The 18,028-nt window shown below is 52.4% G+C and carries 17 protein-coding genes; 5 read left to right on the top strand and 12 right to left on the bottom strand.

From position 1 onward, the window contains the following. Positions 1–657: 657 nt before the first annotated feature. Positions 658–2,046 (bottom strand): bifunctional threonine/serine APC transporter ThrP, encoded by a 1,389-nt coding sequence (gene thrP / locus ACL2XN_RS21385; protein WP_413731011.1) that lies wholly within the window; start codon positions 2,044–2,046, stop codon positions 658–660. 70 nt (positions 2,047–2,116) lie between these two features. After that, positions 2,117–2,770: an NADPH-dependent F420 reductase gene (locus tag ACL2XN_RS21380; RefSeq protein ID WP_413729404.1), complete on the bottom strand. Its 654-nt coding sequence runs from the start codon at positions 2,768–2,770 to the stop codon at positions 2,117–2,119. Between the two features lie 133 nt (positions 2,771–2,903). On the opposite strand from ACL2XN_RS21380, the gene ACL2XN_RS21375 reads away from it, so the two are divergent. Next, positions 2,904–3,797 (top strand): LysR family transcriptional regulator, encoded by an 894-nt coding sequence (locus tag ACL2XN_RS21375; protein WP_413729403.1) that lies wholly within the window; start codon positions 2,904–2,906, stop codon positions 3,795–3,797. Positions 3,798–3,799: 2 nt separating this feature from the next. Here ACL2XN_RS21375 and arsC read toward each other — a convergent pair whose 3' ends face one another. Next, positions 3,800–4,159 (bottom strand): arsenate reductase (glutaredoxin), encoded by a 360-nt coding sequence (gene arsC, locus ACL2XN_RS21370; protein ID WP_410013470.1) that lies wholly within the window; start codon positions 4,157–4,159, stop codon positions 3,800–3,802. Between the two features lie 326 nt (positions 4,160–4,485). Continuing rightward, complete coding sequence (locus tag ACL2XN_RS21365; RefSeq protein WP_410013469.1) at positions 4,486–4,671, bottom strand: general stress protein; 186 nt, start codon at positions 4,669–4,671, stop codon at positions 4,486–4,488. A gap of 643 nt (positions 4,672–5,314) precedes the next feature. Between ACL2XN_RS21365 and ACL2XN_RS21360 the strand changes: the two genes are divergently transcribed. Then, positions 5,315–5,473: a hypothetical protein gene (locus ACL2XN_RS21360; protein WP_410013468.1), complete on the top strand. Its 159-nt coding sequence runs from the start codon at positions 5,315–5,317 to the stop codon at positions 5,471–5,473. A gap of 39 nt (positions 5,474–5,512) precedes the next feature. Here ACL2XN_RS21360 and ACL2XN_RS21355 read toward each other — a convergent pair whose 3' ends face one another. After that, positions 5,513–6,577, bottom strand: a complete 1,065-nt coding sequence (locus tag ACL2XN_RS21355) for a DUF808 domain-containing protein (RefSeq protein ID WP_413727648.1) — start codon at positions 6,575–6,577, stop codon at positions 5,513–5,515. Between the two features lie 102 nt (positions 6,578–6,679). Here ACL2XN_RS21355 and ACL2XN_RS21350 point away from each other — a divergent pair, with 102 nt between their 5' ends. Further along, positions 6,680–6,976, top strand: coding sequence for a putative quinol monooxygenase (locus ACL2XN_RS21350; RefSeq protein WP_410013466.1), 297 nt, complete (start codon positions 6,680–6,682; stop codon positions 6,974–6,976). 141 nt (positions 6,977–7,117) lie between these two features. Here ACL2XN_RS21350 and ACL2XN_RS21345 read toward each other — a convergent pair whose 3' ends face one another. From ACL2XN_RS21345 to ACL2XN_RS21320, 6 genes are all read right to left on the bottom strand, one after another. After that, positions 7,118–7,993 (bottom strand): alpha/beta hydrolase, encoded by an 876-nt coding sequence (locus tag ACL2XN_RS21345; RefSeq protein ID WP_413727647.1) that lies wholly within the window; start codon positions 7,991–7,993, stop codon positions 7,118–7,120. A 652-nt stretch (positions 7,994–8,645) separates the two neighbouring features. After that, positions 8,646–9,605 (bottom strand): ABC transporter permease, encoded by a 960-nt coding sequence (locus tag ACL2XN_RS21340; protein ID WP_410013464.1) that lies wholly within the window; start codon positions 9,603–9,605, stop codon positions 8,646–8,648. Beyond that, on the bottom strand, positions 9,602–10,582 hold the full coding sequence (locus ACL2XN_RS21335; protein WP_410013463.1) for an ABC transporter permease: 981 nt from the start codon (positions 10,580–10,582) through the stop codon (positions 9,602–9,604). Before ACL2XN_RS21335 ends, ACL2XN_RS21340 begins: the two co-directional genes overlap by 4 nt. Beyond that, on the bottom strand, positions 10,575–12,056 hold the full coding sequence (locus ACL2XN_RS21330; RefSeq protein ID WP_410013462.1) for a sugar ABC transporter ATP-binding protein: 1,482 nt from the start codon (positions 12,054–12,056) through the stop codon (positions 10,575–10,577). The genes ACL2XN_RS21335 and ACL2XN_RS21330 overlap by 8 nt, the downstream gene beginning before the upstream one ends. A 91-nt stretch (positions 12,057–12,147) precedes the next feature. Further along, a complete protein-coding gene (locus tag ACL2XN_RS21325; protein ID WP_410016728.1) occupies positions 12,148–13,080 on the bottom strand; it encodes an autoinducer 2 ABC transporter substrate-binding protein in 933 nt (310 codons plus the stop codon). Positions 13,081–13,397: 317 nt separating this feature from the next. Next, positions 13,398–14,990, bottom strand: a complete 1,593-nt coding sequence (locus tag ACL2XN_RS21320; RefSeq protein WP_413729401.1) for an EAL domain-containing protein — start codon at positions 14,988–14,990, stop codon at positions 13,398–13,400. 436 nt (positions 14,991–15,426) lie between these two features. Here ACL2XN_RS21320 and ACL2XN_RS21315 point away from each other — a divergent pair, with 436 nt between their 5' ends. Beyond that, a complete protein-coding gene (locus ACL2XN_RS21315; protein WP_410013460.1) occupies positions 15,427–16,158 on the top strand; it encodes a helix-turn-helix transcriptional regulator in 732 nt (243 codons plus the stop codon). Between the two features lie 202 nt (positions 16,159–16,360). On the opposite strand, the gene ACL2XN_RS21310 is transcribed toward ACL2XN_RS21315, so the two are convergent. Further along, positions 16,361–16,990, bottom strand: a complete 630-nt coding sequence (locus ACL2XN_RS21310) for an acyl-homoserine-lactone synthase (protein WP_410013459.1) — start codon at positions 16,988–16,990, stop codon at positions 16,361–16,363. Between the two features lie 222 nt (positions 16,991–17,212). Between ACL2XN_RS21310 and ACL2XN_RS21305 the strand changes: the two genes are divergently transcribed. Beyond that, positions 17,213–17,881: a carbapenam-3-carboxylate synthase domain-containing protein gene (locus ACL2XN_RS21305; protein WP_410013458.1), complete on the top strand. Its 669-nt coding sequence runs from the start codon at positions 17,213–17,215 to the stop codon at positions 17,879–17,881. Positions 17,882–18,028 lie beyond the last annotated feature (147 nt).

Below are 18,028 nucleotides of genomic sequence, written 5' to 3'. Positions count from 1 at the left end.
CATTAAACAGTTAGGGTAAAGGGTGCGCCCCACCGATGCTGCGGACCCGTTGCTCCACGGACAGAGGCGGCCAGGGGGTTGGCGCGATACCACTACCTAGCACAGGTTATGCCAAATAGACGCCAATCCTAAATAGCGTTATAGATCAATTAAATAAAATTATCTTCCGCCATCTCGACCGATAAAGCCGCAGTCGCCGTGCTTTTTTGCACCAAATTCAGGCGTTAACGCTGCTTTATTGCTTCACCATGGTGATATTTAATAAAATATTAACAATTAACCAGGTTAAAACCCGGCATATTAGTAAAATAACGGCATAAACCACGGCGCAAAAACGGCGTTGCCACGATAAAATCCGCTGCAAACCGAATCCGCCGCTGTTTGTGCGGTAAAACCGTTATCCGACGCTGAAAAACAACAGAGTATCTTGCCGGCGGGCAGACACGGCGGGGCGTTTTGCCGGCTGGGGGCGAAAAAAAACCTAAACCGCTTGTTTGCCACCGCTGATACAGCGAGAGAAACAAGGAGTTTAGGTTTTACCTGGACGGCGGCGGTGCCGCCGACAACAGTGATTGATAATGCCGCCGGCGCGTTATTTTAACAAGTGCCGCCCGGAGGCAGATGTTAATAATGTGACGCCGTTCAGATTTTAATCAATCACCCGGCGTTCGGCGTCCCCGCCTGCGCCGCGCGATTAAATCCCAGCACGCGGTAAATTACGGCAACCAGGACTAAAAAGGCCGAACCTACCACCAGCGACAGCCGGGTGTCCGGGCTAAAGGCCATACCCGCCAGCACGCAGACTAAAAAGGCCATGGTCAGGTAGTTGGACCAGGGAAACCATACCGAGCGGAACGGATGCGACGCCATGGCCTCCCGGTGGGCCCGGCGAAAGCGCAGCTGGCTTATCAGCACCACAAACCAGGGCACCATGCCAGGCAGAACGCTGGCGCTGTAGACATAAACGAATACCCGCTGCGGATTGGGAATAATATAATTCAGGCACGAGCCCAACAGCAGCACCACGATGGACAGCATCACCCCCACCGCCGGGATGCCGTTGCGCGAGACCCGCCCTACCGCCGCCGGCAGCTGGTGGTTTTGCGCCAGGGCGAAGAGCATGCGGCCGCAGCTGTACATGCCGCTATTGCAGCCGGACAGCGCCGCGGTGAGGATAACAAAATTGATAATGCCCGCCGCCGCGGTAATGCCGATTTTGGCGAAGGTCAGCACAAACGGGCTACCGCCGCCGTCGATTTGATTCCAAGGGTAAATCGTTACGATAACAAATATTGCCCCGACGTAAAAAATCAGAATGCGCCAGAGGATCTTGCTCACCGCGCGCCGCAGGGTCACCTGGGGATTACGGGCCTCGCCGGCGGTGATGCCGACCAGCTCCACGCCCTGATAAGACGCCACCACAATACAAAGCGCAAACAGCAGGCCCTTCCAGCCGCCGGCGAAAAAACCACCGTGGGCGGTAAGATTGCCAAGCCCCACCGCATGGCCGTGGTTGCCGATGCCGAAAAAGATAATACCCAGTCCCACCGCGATCATCACCACGATAGTGGTGATTTTGATCATGGCGAACCAAAACTCGATTTCGCCATACAGCCTGACCGCGGCCAGGTTAGCGAGCGCCACCAGGGCGACGGCGGCCAATGCCGGCAGCCATTGCGGCAGGTCGGGAAACCAGTACTGGACATACACGCCGATGGCGGTGATTTCCGACACCCCCACCGCCATCCACATAAACCAATAGCTCCAGGCGGTAAGGTAGCCGAAAAACGGACTCATATAGCGATGGGCATAGACCGCGAAGGAGCCGGCGATGGGTTCCAGATAAAGCATCTCCCCCATCGAGCGCATAATAAAAAAGACAAATAACCCGGCGATAATATAGGCCAGCAGCACCGACGGCCCGGCCCATTGCAGCGTGCTGGCCGCGCCCATAAATAAACCGACGCCGATGGTGCCGCCCAGGGCAATCAGTTCGATGTGCCGGGCTTTGAGGCCGCGCTGCAACTCCTGCTTTGGTTCCACTATCATCCCTCTGAATCCGTTGGCTCATTTCCGCGCGCGGATTTAACAATGAATATTATCGAGGGCAAGGAGATTACCGCATTTTGCGTGATATAACATGCTCCTCATCGTTTTCGCGCAGCGCTTTTTGCAGCCCGGCGGCATCGAAACGTTCGCAATACATCGGCCTGCCCCGCTGGAAACGCCACCCCTCGGCCAGAGACCCGGCATCCACGACATCAAAGCCGAATTGATCGATAAGCGCGGCGGCCTGCTGCTTTGCCTGCGCGTCGTCGCCGCTGATGGGCAGCGCGCGCCGTCCCGGCGCGCCCGCGGGCATACCGTCGCGTTCCAGATCGTTAACCCGGATGGAATTGAACGCCTTGACGATCTTCGCCCCGACAAGATGACGGGCCAGCAGCTCGCTGGTGGTGATGGATTGATTCTCCAGCTCAGGCATCTGCCCGTCGCGTTCGGGATAATAATTATTGGCGTCCAGCACCACTTTACCGACCAGGGGCGCAACCGGTACTTGCAGGTAATTTCTCAGGGGAATGGCGACTACCACCAGTTCGCCGAAGGCGGCGGCCTGTGCCGCGGTGCCGGTCAAACAGCCTATTGACGCCACCAGGCTCATCAGGGTTTGCGGGCCGCGTGAATTGCTGACCATCACCTCATGCCCTTGCTTCATCGCCAGTTGGGCGATGGCGCGGCCGATAAAACCCGCGCCGATAATGCCTATTTTCATAAGTCAGAACTCCAGTTGGAAGAAAAAAAATACCGAGGACCGACTTTACATTACCAACCGTTTTGCGATAAACAGGCATATCAGAACATATCCCGCAACCTACAGTTGTGAATTATCCGGCAGGAGCGCCGTAATGGACCGACTGACCAGCATGGCGGTATTTGTTAAGGTCGCCGACCGGGGGTCTTTTGCCGCCGCCGCCGAGGCGCTGAATATTTCAGCGCAAATGGTGGGCAAGCATGTGGTATTTCTGGAGGATCGGCTGGGGGCGCGCCTGCTAAACCGCACCACCCGCCGGCAGAGCCTGACCGAAATCGGCGTGGTGTTTTACCAGCGCTGCAAGATAGTGCTGTCCGAAGCGCAGGCGGCCGAGTCCGTAGCCCTTGAACTCAGCGCCGCGCCGCGCGGCCTGCTGCGCGTCAACGCGCCAGTGACGTTTGGCGCCTACGCCCTGACGCCGATGATTAACCGTTATCTGCTGGCCTTTCCGGCGGTGAAGGTGGATTTAACCTTGACCGACCGCTTTGTGGATGTGGTGGATGAGGGTTTTGAGGCGGTCATTCGCCTGGGCGCGCTGAAAGACTCAAGTCTTGCCGCCCGGGAACTCGCACCCTACAGGATGATTGCCTGCGCATCGCCGGGATATCTGGCCCGTTGCGGGTTACCGCGCCAATTAAGCGATCTTGAACGCCATGAATGCCTGGGCTATAGCTTCTGGTCGCGTCCGCCGCTCAGTGAATGGCGCTTTACCCGCGGCGGCGAGGAACAACGGGTTCGGGTGCAAAGCCGGTTACAGATTAACGACAGCTCGGCGCTGTTAACCTCCGCGCTTCACGACGGCGGGATTCTCCTCGGCCCGGAAGTGATACTGCGGCCCTATCTGGCATCCGGCCAGTTGATGCGGGTATTGCCGGACTATGAAGCGCCGTCCCGGCCGCTGCATATCCTGTTCGCCGCCCAACGGCAGCTGACGCCGAAACTACGCAGTTTTATCGACTGCGTGGTGGCGGAATTCGGGGCGCGCTAAGGTCAAACCGGCGGCAGGATCTCGAATACCGCCTCTTTAGGTCGGCATAACCGGGTGCCCAGGGGTGTGACGACGATAGGGCGATTGATCAACACCGGGTATTGCACCATAAAATCGATAAGCTGTTCGTCGGTCCAGCGATCTTCCGCCAGGCCCAGTTGCTGGTAAGGATCGTTTTTGGTGCGAATCAACGCGCGGACCGGCAGGCCCATATCCCTGATCAACGTCTGCAACTGCTGATGATTGGGCGGCGTTTTCAGATATTCGATAACCTTGGGCTCAATGCCCCGTTCGCGCAGCAACGCCAGCGTATTGCGGGAGGTACCGCAGGTGGGGTTGTGATAAAGGGTGACGTCACTCATAGCGTGTCTCTTGTCCTCTGGTAATGACCCACTGGTCCGGCAATCCAAACAGTATCGTCAAAACCCGGTGACGGCGCACGCGGTATTTTTGTATTGTCTCCGACCCGACATCTGGCGCAGGAAGCGCCCAAACCACGATAAGCCCGACCAGAGCGTCGGGCTTATCGTTTATGTCATGGCATAGTATTTGAATTAACGCGCCCGGATCTTGGTTTAGTCCGACCGCCTTTACCTGTTTCTATTACATAATTACTCTGTTGTGAACAGGCATAGCCACCTAACTTACAGATTATAATTATGTAGCGACGAAACAAGCATAGAACCTATTATTTCGACGGTTTTCTGCCGCCGCCATGGCTGTTGCGCCCGCCTTTTTCACCGGCTTCGGATGCGCGCTGGGGGTCGTTTTTGAAGTTGCCGCCGCTCGCCTGGCCGCCTTTCTTGCCGGCGCTGGATGCCTTTGCGCGATCTTCCGCGAAATTGCCCGATCCACCACGATGTTGTTCAGCCATCTTAAACCTCCGGTTGAAATAAAGTGAATTTCAATTATTCTGTATCTTTTCAAAGCGGCATAAAAATAAACTGCGATAATTTAATCCGGTTTACCGCATTTTTACTCCACTTAATTGCTTTCCACCCAATAACAGATAGGCAACTCATATCATGTCATAGGTATATTTAATACTAGCCGACATACTCATACTGGCAAGCGTCATTTACAGATTGATACAAACTCCGCCCAAGGAATCAGCGTAAGCAGGTGCATTAATTTCTTAACTATCTATTATTTAAGGTTTTTTATTAAAAACATTATTTAAAGCCACATTATTTAACCCGTTATTGCATATAATTTAAAAATCGTGGGATACTTGCTGGGAACAACCGAAGCCGCAATTCTCTTTTTGCACCTAAAAATAAGAGACTTATAAGGCCTATAAAGATTATTCTCCCTATTGTCTTGTATGCCAGCCGCTTATCATGATGGAATCAACACCCTATCATTTGTATTTCTGTCTATACTTAATGCGGACACTCATTCTATATTCGCAATCCGTGGTGTCCGACCGGTCCAGCCGCCGGCGGCAAGGTAAACATTAACCGCAACATTTTGCATGTTTGCATGTCGCTGCAAAAAATATTCACGGGAGAAAAACAATGTTCAGCAACCAGACCCGATACCCTGGCAAGCCCGATGGACTGCTGACAGCGCAGGCGCCGCAACCCGTGGCGCCGGCCAAGCCGGCTGATCAAAAAAGTAAGGATGATCCGGCCAACGCGCCGGAATCCGGCGACAAACTGCCCGACCAGCAATAATCAACCTGTATGGTCAGCCAGCAGTCATACGCCGGGCGATTATGCATGGCTTTTTCCGGCAATTTTCATACCCGCCGTCACCAGCGCCACGATAATCCCGCCGGCCACCAGTCCCAGCAGCATATCGGTGGCGCTGGTCATCAGGGTGCCAACGAAACCGCCGTGCCCTTCTTGCATGCGGTCAATCAGGCCATGGGTCCAGGGCAAGCCGTGCGCCAGAATGCTGCCGCCCACCAGGAACATGGCGATGGTGCCGATAACCGACAGGGATTTCATCAGCAGCGGCGCGGCATTGACCACCCCGCGCCCCATGGCGCGCAACAGCTTGCGCGAGCCGCCCTGGCCGGGCAATTCGCTCAGGTAAAGTCCCACATCATCCATTTTGACGATGGCCGCCACGATGCCGTAGACGCCCAGGGTCATGGCGATGGCGATCAGCACCATCACCGCCACCTGGTTCATCAAGGGCGCGCTGGCCACGGTGCCCAATGAAATCACGATAATCTCCGCCGAGAGGATAAAATCGGTACGCACCGCGCCTTTAACCTTTTTATTTTCCAGCGCCAGCACATCTTCCGGGGTGACGCCGGATCCTGACGCCGGCGCATCCGTCTGGCGGGTCTCGTCCGGGGCCACCGAAGCGCCCTGCGCCACACCCGCCGGCGCGGCCTGCGCGGCGGTGGCCGGGACGATCGGCGGCGCATCGGCATTGAGCACCGCCATCGGCGCGGACGGGACCGGCTCAGCATGGTTTTTTTTCTGCTGACGGCGATGCCAGCTTTCGATCAGTTTTTCAACGCCTTCGTAGCACAGATAGGAGCCGCCCAGCATCAGCAACGGCGTAATGGCCCAGGGAATAAATGCGCTGATAACCAGCGCCAGCGGCACCAGTATCGCCTTGTTGATCAGTGAACCCTTAGCGACTTTCCATACCACCGGCAGCTCACGGTCGGCCCTCACGCCGGATACCTGCTGCGCGTTCAGCGCCAGGTCGTCGCTGAGCACGCTGGCGGTTTTACGCGCCGCCACCTTACTCATCGCCGCCACGTCATCCAGTATCGAGGCTATATCATCAAGCAGCGCCAACAGGCTGGTTCCCGCCATATCGAATTCCTTTAATTGTGCTTTTTATCATTAGTATCGTTATGATTAAAGCAGGCTATTCCCATATTGTTAATAATTCATATCAGTTATTTGGAGAATGTTATGTCTGCAGAGGTTCATATCGTGGCGGTTGTCGAAGGTAAACCGGGCAAGGCGGAAGCTATCAAAGCGGTGATAAAACCCTGTATCGAAGCCACCCGCCGGGAAGAAGGCTGTCTGAAGTACCAGTTGCATCAGGATATTGTCCGGCCCGATCATTTTATTTTTGTCGAGCAGTGGGCAAGTGAGGAAATTGTGCAAAAACACAGCAAATCCGCGCATCTCAAAACCATGGTGGACGGGCTGACCGATCTTATCGTCACGCCGTTGGAAGTGTCGCTATTAAAAAGCATTTACTGAGCCGGCGTCTGCGCGCCGTGTTGCATGTCTGGCGGACGACGGCGACCACGGCCGCACCGATAGCATGGATACCGGCGCTTATGGCATAGCCCCGAACATAACCGGGCCGGGCAATGCCGCTGCGGCCCATGTCTGCGCCCTTCACATGTGTTTACGTAGCCAGTCCAGTTGCTGTCCTGCGACGCGATTAAGATGCTCGCCGGCAAAAACCTGGTAATGACGCGCCTTGGGCTGGATATGACAGCGTTTATCCGCGCTAATGGCCTGGTATAAAGCCAGGCCGTATTCCAGCGCGATGACTTTATCATTTTCAGCAAACACCATAAACGTCGGCTGAGTCACCCGCGCCGCAGCTTGCGCCGGATGATAAAGAATGGTTTCCCATACCGCCAGATAAGGGACTTTATTCCCCAGGACCGGGAATTCCTTTTTTTTCTTTTCAAAGAACACGCGCGACTCCTCATCGGTCATGACCTTGATAATGGGCACCAACAGTTCACTGCCGCTCTGCTGCTGCTTACTCGCCATCCTTTTCAGGGTATCCATAAAGCGGGCCTTTTCCTCTCCCCCCATATCGCCGGTCACCAATTGCTCGCCGTCGGCGAAAGCCAGTTGGCTGAGAACGCATTTTATTTCCGGGCGGCGGGCGGCCACCTCGATAACGTGACAGCCGCCAAGCGACGTGCCCCACAGGGCGATACGCCGGGCATCTATCCCGGGTTGGGCTTGGCACCAGTCCAATACCGCCATGATGTCTTCAATCTGCCGTTCCGGCACTACCCTGCCGGCGTCGCCTTCACTGTCGCCGAAGCCACGGTAATCAAAGGTAACAACGCAGTAGCCGGCCGCGGTAAAATGCTTAACAAAGCCCGATAATAATATGTCCTGGATGCAAAAGAATCCGTGGCACATCAATACCGCCGGCAGCGGCGATGTGGTGCTACCGCCTGCACGATGTATCCGTATGGCCAGTTTGTCCCCCGCAAATTCTATAGCGTGTCGCTCAATTTCCATCATATTTTCTCCTTAGGTAACTAATAATTTCGTCGTTTTAATTACAAATTTCGAACGCGCAATGAAAGTGGCGATCATCGCTGTTCACCGACAAATATTTTCATTAAAATATCAAGATAGTTATTTTAATTGATAATAATACAAATGCTAATGATATTAGGAACTCATAAATTGATAATACCGGTAATTATTATCGTTGAGCAAGGTAAATAATTTATTATCAGGCTCGTTTTTTATTATTGAGTGATAAACAGCAGGAAAATATAAAATACTCCAATTGAGCCTTTTTTAAAGACATATTATGTTAACTGCCAGTCAATCTTAACGCTTCTACTAATAGCCAGCCATTGTATAATAACATCTCTATGTTACTCAATCAGTTAAAGAAACAGCAATCAATTGCTTGGCTAATTATTTATTAGATTTACATTTATATACTCATAAAAATGGTTATTTTGACCGATAAAATCCTGCGTTCCTGTGGGCAGTGATTAAAATCAATAAATAACTATTTTATTTGCATTTATATGAAAAGATTCTTTCACCGGCGGGGAGGATAACATGCATAACATTTTTCTGGGCAACGCGGACGGGAACGCAAGTTGCCGGGAACGCCGCACGGTTCGTCCGCCGCGCGGCGTTTTAATCGTCCCGGTTAACGGCTGGGAAAAGGTAGCCGTATGCCCTTCAGGAAGAGAAACGCCAATAACAGGCCGCCCCATAGCGCCATCGTGATATAACTGCTTATTCCCATGATATTCAGGCCGCTTTCCAGCATCTGCAGCAGGATCAGCGCCAGCACCATACCGACAATCTTGCCGAAACCGCCATCGGGATTAATCCCCCCCAGTACCGCCGCCAGGATACTCGTCAGCAGGTAGGACTCGCCGTAGGCGGCCTTGGCGGAATTCAGCTTGGACATCATCAGCAGCGCCGCGACCACGCACAACAGCGAGGAGATGACATAAACCGCCATCAGCGTGCGCGGCGTATTAATGCCGGCATAATGGGCCGCCCGCTGATTGGAGCCGATAAGATAAATACGGCGGCCCAGCGGCGACCGTTCCAGCACGATCCACATGATAAGCGCCACCAGGGCAAAGAGGTACAAGGGTACCGGGATGCCCAGCCAGTTATGGTTGTTCAGCCACAGCACATAGGCGGGAAAATTGGAGATAGCCGTCCCCTTGGATATCAGGATGGTCACCCCCTTCAGCAGGGTCATCATGCCCAGGGTGGCCAATATGGGAGAGACGCGGATGACGGCGATCAGGACCCCGTTCAGCAGGCCGATGAGACCGGCCATAGCGATACCGGCCAGCAGCATCAGCAGGGCGCTGCCTATCGACGGGGCAAAATGGGTGGCAACCCAGGCCATGACCAGGGCGCAGCAGTTGGTGGTGGCGATAATCGACAGGTTGATGCCGCCGGTCAGCATGGTCACCGCCATGGCGAACGCCAGCACGCCTAATACCGGCAATTGTGATCCGATGGACTGGAAATTCGACGCCGACCAAAATACGCCCGGAATCTGCACGCTGAAGGTCACCACCACCACCACCAGCAGCACCATCAGGTACAGCTCCACATGATCTTTTACTTTGGCGCCGCTCATGACAGGATCTCCGATTTACTGCGCTGACTCCAGGCGGTGGAGCTGATACTGACCACAATGACCAGGCCGGTAATCACCATCTGCCAATAGGAAGACACACCGATTAAATTCAAGCCGTTCTGCAGCATGGCCAGCAGTACCACGCCCAACACCGTTCCCAGCAGCGTGCCGCGCCCGCCGATGATACTGGTTCCACCCAGCACCACCGCCGCCAGCACGGTCAGTTCATATCCCAGCAGCGAGTCCGGCGCCACCGTCATCACGGTATAGGATTGCACCACCCCGGCCACGCCCGACAACAGCCCCATGAAACCATAGACAAACAGCTGTAGCTTGAAAATACCGAAGCCCAGCCGGGAAGCCGCCTCGCGATTACCGCCCATGGCATAGATTTTACGCCCGATACTGCTGCGTTTCATCAACAGGCCGGTGATGATCAATACCGCCAGCAGGGTCATAATGGGCAGGTTCAGGCCATAGTCATAGCCGTCGGCGGCGGTAAAAGTAAATAATGTCAGGCCGCCTTCGAACCAGTCGGGATATTTGTACAGCCACACGCCTTTGGAAAAATAGAGCAGTAAGCCATAAAATATATTCAGCGTAGAAATAGTGACAATAATGGAAGGCACTTTCAACCGGTTGACCAGTACAGCGTTGATCAGGCCCAGCACGGTACCGACGCCGCCGGCGATGAGGAACGCCACCAGGAAATTACCCCCGTATCTCAGCAGCGCGGTGACCATGATATATTGCGCGATGATGGTCATCGCGGGAAAAGAAATATCGATGCCGCCCGAGATCAGGACGATAAACAGCCCGCAGGCCAGGATCAGCAGCATGGCGTAATTGTTGATAAGATCGTAAAGATTGCCGAAGGTGAGGAAATCGCTACTGTTCAGGCTGAACACGATCCCCATGATCAGGATGGTCGCGATCAGCAATACTTCATGCCGGTGCAATGCGGCTTTGTTAACCATTGACCACCTCCGCCAGCGCCGCTTCGGTGGTTTGGGACGTAAGGAATTCAGCCACCAGGGTGCCCGCTTTCATCACCAGAATCCGATGGCTGTTAAAATACGCCTCTTCAATTTCATCACAAATCATCAAAACCGCGATGCCCTGGGCGGCCAGCGCGTTAATAATCTGGTAAATCCCCGCCTTATTGGCAATATCGACGCCGACCGTGGGCGAATCCAGGATGAGCAGACGCGGACGGGTTGCCAGCCATTTTGCGATCGCCACCCGCTGGGCATTGCCGCCGGAAAGGGTATTGACCGGCAGCGAGGTATTATCCGACTTGATGGTCAGCCGGCCGATCATCTCATCGACCAGGGCCTGCGCTTTTTGCTTATCGATAAGGTGCCAGCGGTCTTTCACCTGCGCCAGTACCGTTGAGATGATATTGTCCTCAATGGATTGCTCCATGACCAGCCCGGTGCCCAGGCGGTCTTCTGACACATACCCTACGCCTGCGGCAATCGCATCGCGATTGCTGTTGAACGCGACCGGCCGCCCGTCGATTTTAATGCTGCCGCTGTCCGGGCGGTTCAGGCCGAACAGGCTCAGGCAAAGTTCCGTGCGCCCTGCGCCCAAAAGCCCGGTGATGGCGACGATTTCACCTTGGCGCACCTGCAGCGAAATATCGTGGTATTGCCCGCGGCGGCTTAACCGCTCCACCTCCAGCACCACCGGCTTGCCGCCCGCATAAGGGGTCAGTACTCGATAATCGAACGCCAGCCCGGTCATCAGGAACGCCAGCTGTTTACTGCCCATTTCGGCGGCGGGGAAGGTGCCGATGTACTCACCGTCCTGCAACACGGTAATGCGGTCGGATACCTCCATAACCTCATCCAGCCTATGGCTCACAAACACCACGCAGATCCCCCGCGCCTTCAGCTGATGCACCAGCCGCAGCAGGCCTTTGACTTCCGTCATGGTAAGAGAGGCGGTAGGCTCGTCCATGATAATCAGCCGGGCATCCTGCGCCAGCGCCCGGCAAATCGCCACCAGTTGCCGCTGCGCTATCGACAGCGTTTCCAGGGGCGCGTCCAGGTTAAGCTGGATGCCGATATCGTCCAGGGTGCGCTGCGCCAGTTGGTAAAGATGGCGCTTATTCACCCAGAGATGGTGATGATAAAGATTGATGGCGATATTTTCCGCCACGCTCAGGTTGGGAAACAAGGACAGATCCTGGTAGATCACCTGGATGCCGCGTTTAACGGATTCCCCCGGCGTCAAATGGGAGAACTCGCGATCGTCGAGGGTGATTTTCGCCCCGGCATCCGGTTGATAAACGCCGGAAATAATCTTAATCAGCGTAGACTTGCCGCAGCCATTCTGCCCGGCCAGGCAATGCACCTCGCCCGGCAGTAACGTCAGTGCAATATCATTGAGCGCCTTCACCCCATAAAACGTTTTGCTGACATGTTCCATCGCAATTAACGGCTTCATTGCAACCTCATAGTAACGCGTCCGGGTGACCGGCCGGGGCAGTCGCCCTTCCCCGGCCAGAGCCTCGCAGGATGTAAACAGCGGCGAACAATTAATACAGGCTGTCGATGTTGTCCTTGGTAACCCGCAGCACCTTATGGAACTTAATCACTTTCTTGTCGGCATCCACTTCCGCTTTGCCCAGGCCTTTTACTTCATAGCCCGGGCCGATATTTTCGCCTTTCAGCAGGCTGGCCGCCACCGCCGTCAGGGCATACCCGGCGGTAGCCGGATCGTAGGTAATGCCTTCGGTGATATCGCCGCTTTTAATCAGCGACGCCGCCTGGGACGGAATCATCATGCCGTAGACATGGACTTTATTTTTGGCGCGTTTCTCCTTAACCGCGCGTCCCGCGCCGATGGGTCCCTGCGATCCAAACGCCACGATGGTATTCAGATCGGGGTGGGCCTTCATCAGATCAAGGGTGGTACGGCGGGAGTCATCGATGCTTTCCGACACCGGCATGCGGCTGGTCACTTCATGCATATCGGGATAATGCTCTTTCTGGTATTTCACAAACAAATCGGCCCAGAGATTATGCTGGGGCACCGTCAGGCTGCCCACATAGATGACATATCCCCCTTTACCGCCGTTGGCCTTGGCGACCTCCTCCACGTTGTCGGCGGCAAACTGCTGGTTGTCGATGATTTCGACATCCCAATTGGCGCTGGGCTGGCCCGGCGATTCATTGGTTAATACCACGATGCCCGCCGCGCGCGCTTTTTTAAATACCGGCTCCAGCACATCGGCATCATTGGGCACGATGGTTATGGCGCTGACTTTTTTGGCAATCAGGTCTTCAATGATTTTCACCTGTTGGGGAGCATCGGTACTGGACGGTCCGACCTGATAGGCATTGACGGAAAGGTCCTTACCGGCCTGGGTGACGCCTTCGCCCATACGGTTAAACCAGGGCATGCCGGCGATTTTGGAGATATTGACGATTTCGGACTGCGCGGCAAAGGCGCTGGACGCGCTCAGCATCAGGCCCAGGCAACCTGCGGTTAACCAGTTGTGCAGGGTATTTGTTTTCATTTTATTTATCCTCATGAAGCAATAAAGGTAGGAGTAGCTAGAGTTAAAATTTACAAAAAGGCCATGGAGAACAGCGTTAAAATTAAAACGCTTTTTCAAAGCGTTATATTAAAAAAATAGAGACTTATGCGAAGAAAACGATTGAAATATGGAAGGATACGGAAAAATTATCCATATACATATTGGCTGTATATATGGATAAATAAGGCACTATTTTTGTTTGGGATTAAGCTCACAAAACGATTATAAAAAACCAGCAAGCCGGATTATGGTGCTATAGCTGTGGCGGCATGGCGCGCGTGTTCCTCGCGCATATACAGGGAAAATTGCGTCAGCGCCATCGGCCTGGAGAAAAAGTAGCCTTGCTGAAAGAACACCTGTTTATCCAGCAAATACGCCTTTTGCCGCGCGTTTTCCACCCCTTCGGCAATCAGCTTCATATCCAGCTTCACCGCCAGATCGATAACCACGTCCACGATAATCCGGGAAGTGGTCTCCTCTTCAATCATCGCCACGAAGGATTGATCGATCTTCAGGAAATCGATATTCATCTTGCTCAGATAGGACAGGCCGGAATATCCCGTGCCGAAGTCGTCGATGGCAATCGCCACCCCGAGTTGTTGCAGCTCGGCCAGCACGGCCAGCGTCGTATCGTTGACGTCGATAAATTGCCGTTCCGTCAGCTCCAGTACCAGCCGGATATTTTTATCCTGCACCGTCTGCAAAAAAGTCCGGCAATCTTCCACAATCTGCCGGTCGGCAAGATGGTTAGCCGAGATATTGATGGCGACATGCAGCCTCTCCCGCCAATGCACCGCGCTATCGGCAATCACCGTAGCTACCTGCTGCATAAGCTGACGCGTTAAGGGAATGATGAGGCCCGACTCTTCGGCCAGCGGGATAAATACCTCGGGAGAAACAAATCCGTCCGTGGGATGCCGCCAGCGCGTGAGGATCTCCACGCCGGCGCAACGATCGTTGGCCACATTCATCACCGGCTGGAAATAGGGTTCAAACTCATTACGCTTCAGCGCCAGGGCCATATTGGTGCGAATGGACGTGGTAGCCGCCAGCCAGTTGCGGATAAGCAGCGACATGACCAGGCAAACCACCACTGAAAACAGGATTATGACGGCATACGTATCGACCATATAGTCAAAAAACTGACGTTGGGTAATGGCGATGCTCAACGCAAAAGGAAAAACCCGCGAAACCCGGTTGACGGCGATAAACCCGGTTTGCAGCTTGTCAGATGGGATCAGCCGCCCATCAGGCGACAGGGATTGATTCTTTATGCTCAGGAAAATCCGGTTATTGGATCCCACCGCATCCATCATATAATGCATATATTGCGTATCAATGACCACGCTGACGCCGTCATTGCCGCGATGCTTGCGCAACACGATGACGGCAATGCCGGGAAACAGGAGCGTGCCGGCGCGCAGCTCGATTTCCGGCGTCAGATCGCGCATTTCCGCTGCGTATTTGCGCGGCTTCATATTGGGCGGCGCCGGCACCGGGGAGCAATATACCAAGCCTTGATGATCCAGGATAACGGTGCGCACCAGCGAATGGCGCATGTTGATCATGCGTAATCGATCGACGATCTCCGCGCAAGGTCGGTTCAATAACATGATGGCTTCATCGGCCGTTGCGTCGGCGTCGGTTAATAGCGTGTCGACAAAGGCCAGCGTACTGCCTATCTCATGATCGGCGCGGGATTTCAACGTCTGGTAAGCAAAAAAACTAATGAGAGAAACGGAAAAAATAAAAAAGCATAAGGGAATGATTACCCAAAAGAGCATGCGATACTTGTTGGCGATTTTTGCTATGATCCTGCTTTTCAGGCTGATAGGCATTGTGCGTTCCCTACTCCTCGGCACATCCCCGGGGGAGATGCAATCCCGCGTATTCGCCTCTGCGAAACTGTGGTAACTGGTTTGAGTATACACCCAGTTAATTATTTCACTCCTAATGCTTCGGGCAGGGAGGCGATATCACAGGAGCAGCTTGCCAGGGATTATACGGACGGCCAGGCTGGCCGGCAAGCGGACAACGCCGGGCACAAGGCGCAGACAGAAAGTATCTTACACGATGAATAATATAAATTAAAATAATTAGCTTTATGCTTATATATATAATGATTTTTTTAGCGGGACGCATTTTCTCATTGACCGAATCTGTTAACTGATTTACTATCGATTAAAATAATATTATATAATAAAAACCTGCATTTCAATGTATTAAATATATCCCAGATCATTAACTAAACTCAGCTAAAATGATGAGATTCATATGCTTCTTACTGCAAATTCAATCAGGAAAAATGAACACAATCTTATCATTAAAAACATTAGCGATACTATTTTTCGTGAATTTCGCTTTCCGGCGCAAACCCGGTTTGCCTACGCCGTGATTAACAAAAGATACCCGAAGCCGCCGGTTATCTACTCCAACTATCCGGAAAAATGGATAGAAAAATATATCAATATGACATTATATAAATACGATCCCGTTGTCTTATTGGCGCGAAAAAGCATCATGCCCTTCGTGTGGGATGACAAAACGCCATTATTCAATAGTAGCGCCTATAGTAAAATTTTCTCGGCCGCGAAAGAATATAATATCCTCAGCGGTTATACTTTCCCACTGCACGATCATGAAAATAATCTGGCAACCTTAACCCTGTACGCGGAGGAAGAATGCGCGCTTCTCAAACAGCGCATCGAGGAGCATAAAAGAAATATCCAGCTGCTGCTGCTCTCCGTCCATGAGCAATTTATGCTCATACATCCCTATCATGCGCTGCCTGAGAGAGATGAAAGAACGTTAACCACCCGGGAAACCGAAGTCCTTCGCTGGGCAAGCCTCGGGAAAACCTATGGCGAGATTGCCATCATCATGGGCATAACGGAGAGTACCGTTAAATTCCATATCAGTAATGTCATTGTAAAACTTGGCGTAGTGAATGCCAAACACGCCATTAAAAAGGCATCTGACCTGCAACTGTTGAATACCCATGAATAATTGCGGCGGCGTCAAGGCAGCGGGCAATGACTGGCGCCGTCATCATCGGGAAATCGTTATGAATAATGGCGGTGGACATTGTCATGCCATGGTTACAGACCCATCCCGACCGTTACCTATTATCATCTTATTTAATTGAAACGACATTGACAATAAAACACTTAAAATAAACCCTGGCATGACCCATGATGCACCTAAGCGCTCAAAGATAAATAGGCCATTTTTTCAGATAACTTCCCTCACAATAATAATGACGGCGTATATATTTGATCAACGCGTCCTGGCTGTCTTCACCGATGCCGAGACGCAGCAAATATACCGGCTCTTTTTTTTCCGATAATCCGGTACTCTCGATCGCTATATTCCAGCCGCTCCGCTTAAGAATGGTATACATTGATTTACTGCATACCGTCATTATTGCCTGCTTACCAAGCATTCGGGCATAATTCACCATCCCCAGGAACAGCAAATGGCAAAACGGCAGCTTTGTCTCGGCAAGGTCCTTTACCCGCCCTTTATCAACAAAAAAGCGGCTGGACTCAATCAAGGCACCGTCTTCAGGCGCCTGATAATTAAAAAAATCCTTAAAAGGGCCCGTAATCATATTCGGCTGGTCCATGGTTATGAAACGCACGCTGCAGACGATTTCACCGCCATAGCATCCTAATAAATAATGGGTGTGTTCATTATCATAGCCGTCAAATTCCCGGTCGCCGACGCAGGTGACCTGCCAGTCCAGGCGATCCTTGAAGGTTTTTTTACGCAGCAGATATAATTCATCGAGTTTATCATTGATAATATCCTGGTACTTAACACTAATTAAATTAAACATAGTCCACCCTTTTATGATTATATATTAATGCTCTTTGATTTAACTTAATACAAAGTTAATTTATGGTATCAGTTAAGAAAAGCCCTAACAACCTGTACTAAAGTACAGGCAATAACTGTACTTAATACTAGCTTTTTACCCGTATCGATAACGTGTAATGTCTTTGCAACCGGTTATTTTTTATAACAGTAATTAGCATAATTAATAGTTACAAGAGGGTGTATGAGCAATCGTTTTTGTGTCATCCTTAATCAAGGAAATAATATCTTAACCATCACATCACGTCCGCACGGCAAAATACATCGGTTAAGGCAAGGCCAATTATTTATCGGTGACGGAACACCCTATAAGACGTATAATCAGGGAGATGAATCATGGCATATTATCGGCCATATCGACAACCTGCCGCTGCTAAATTACTTATTATTCAATTATTACCCCTCCGGCGCCGATCCGATCAGCGAAGAGATCATCAGCCTGGCGGTGAAGCGCCACGGCATGAGCATCATTGCGCTGCTGAAAGGTGATTTTTGCATTATCCATGAAGACGCGGAAGGTAACCTTACGCTGGTATCAGAAGAGGAAGACGAGTGGTGCGCGCCGGCGGGCGCTGATACCATCGCGGGATCCGCCGCGATAAAAGATGAAGGCCCCTGCACGCCGGCGGGCGCGTATTCGTTCTACAGCGCGAACGGCAACACAAACCATTGCGACGCCGTGCCGGCATGCCTGAGTCCCGCGGGCGAATATTTGGGGCAGCGCCGTATATGCGTCACACGCTGGCGCGAGCACAACTTACATTTTATCCGCAGCTTCCGCAGCCGCGTGGACCCGGGCAGCAGGAGTGTTAATAGCGACAATCCGCCTGATGCCAAGGGTTATTTTTTCTAGACTTTTATCATTATTACTCTCTTATTTTTTTGAATAAAAACCCTGGTAATTTTATTAATTTTAGCATGGTAATTTAGCCAATTGGAACATATCCATTAATTTTGAACAAATATTAATGCACCTGTTGGCATTTTTATGATTATTTAT

This window comes from Sodalis sp. RH22 (assembly GCF_047324165.1).
GTDB lineage: Bacteria > Pseudomonadota > Gammaproteobacteria > Enterobacterales > Enterobacteriaceae > Acerihabitans.
Note: the sequence above shows the minus strand (reverse complement) of the source record. Positions and strands in the feature narration are given on the sequence as shown.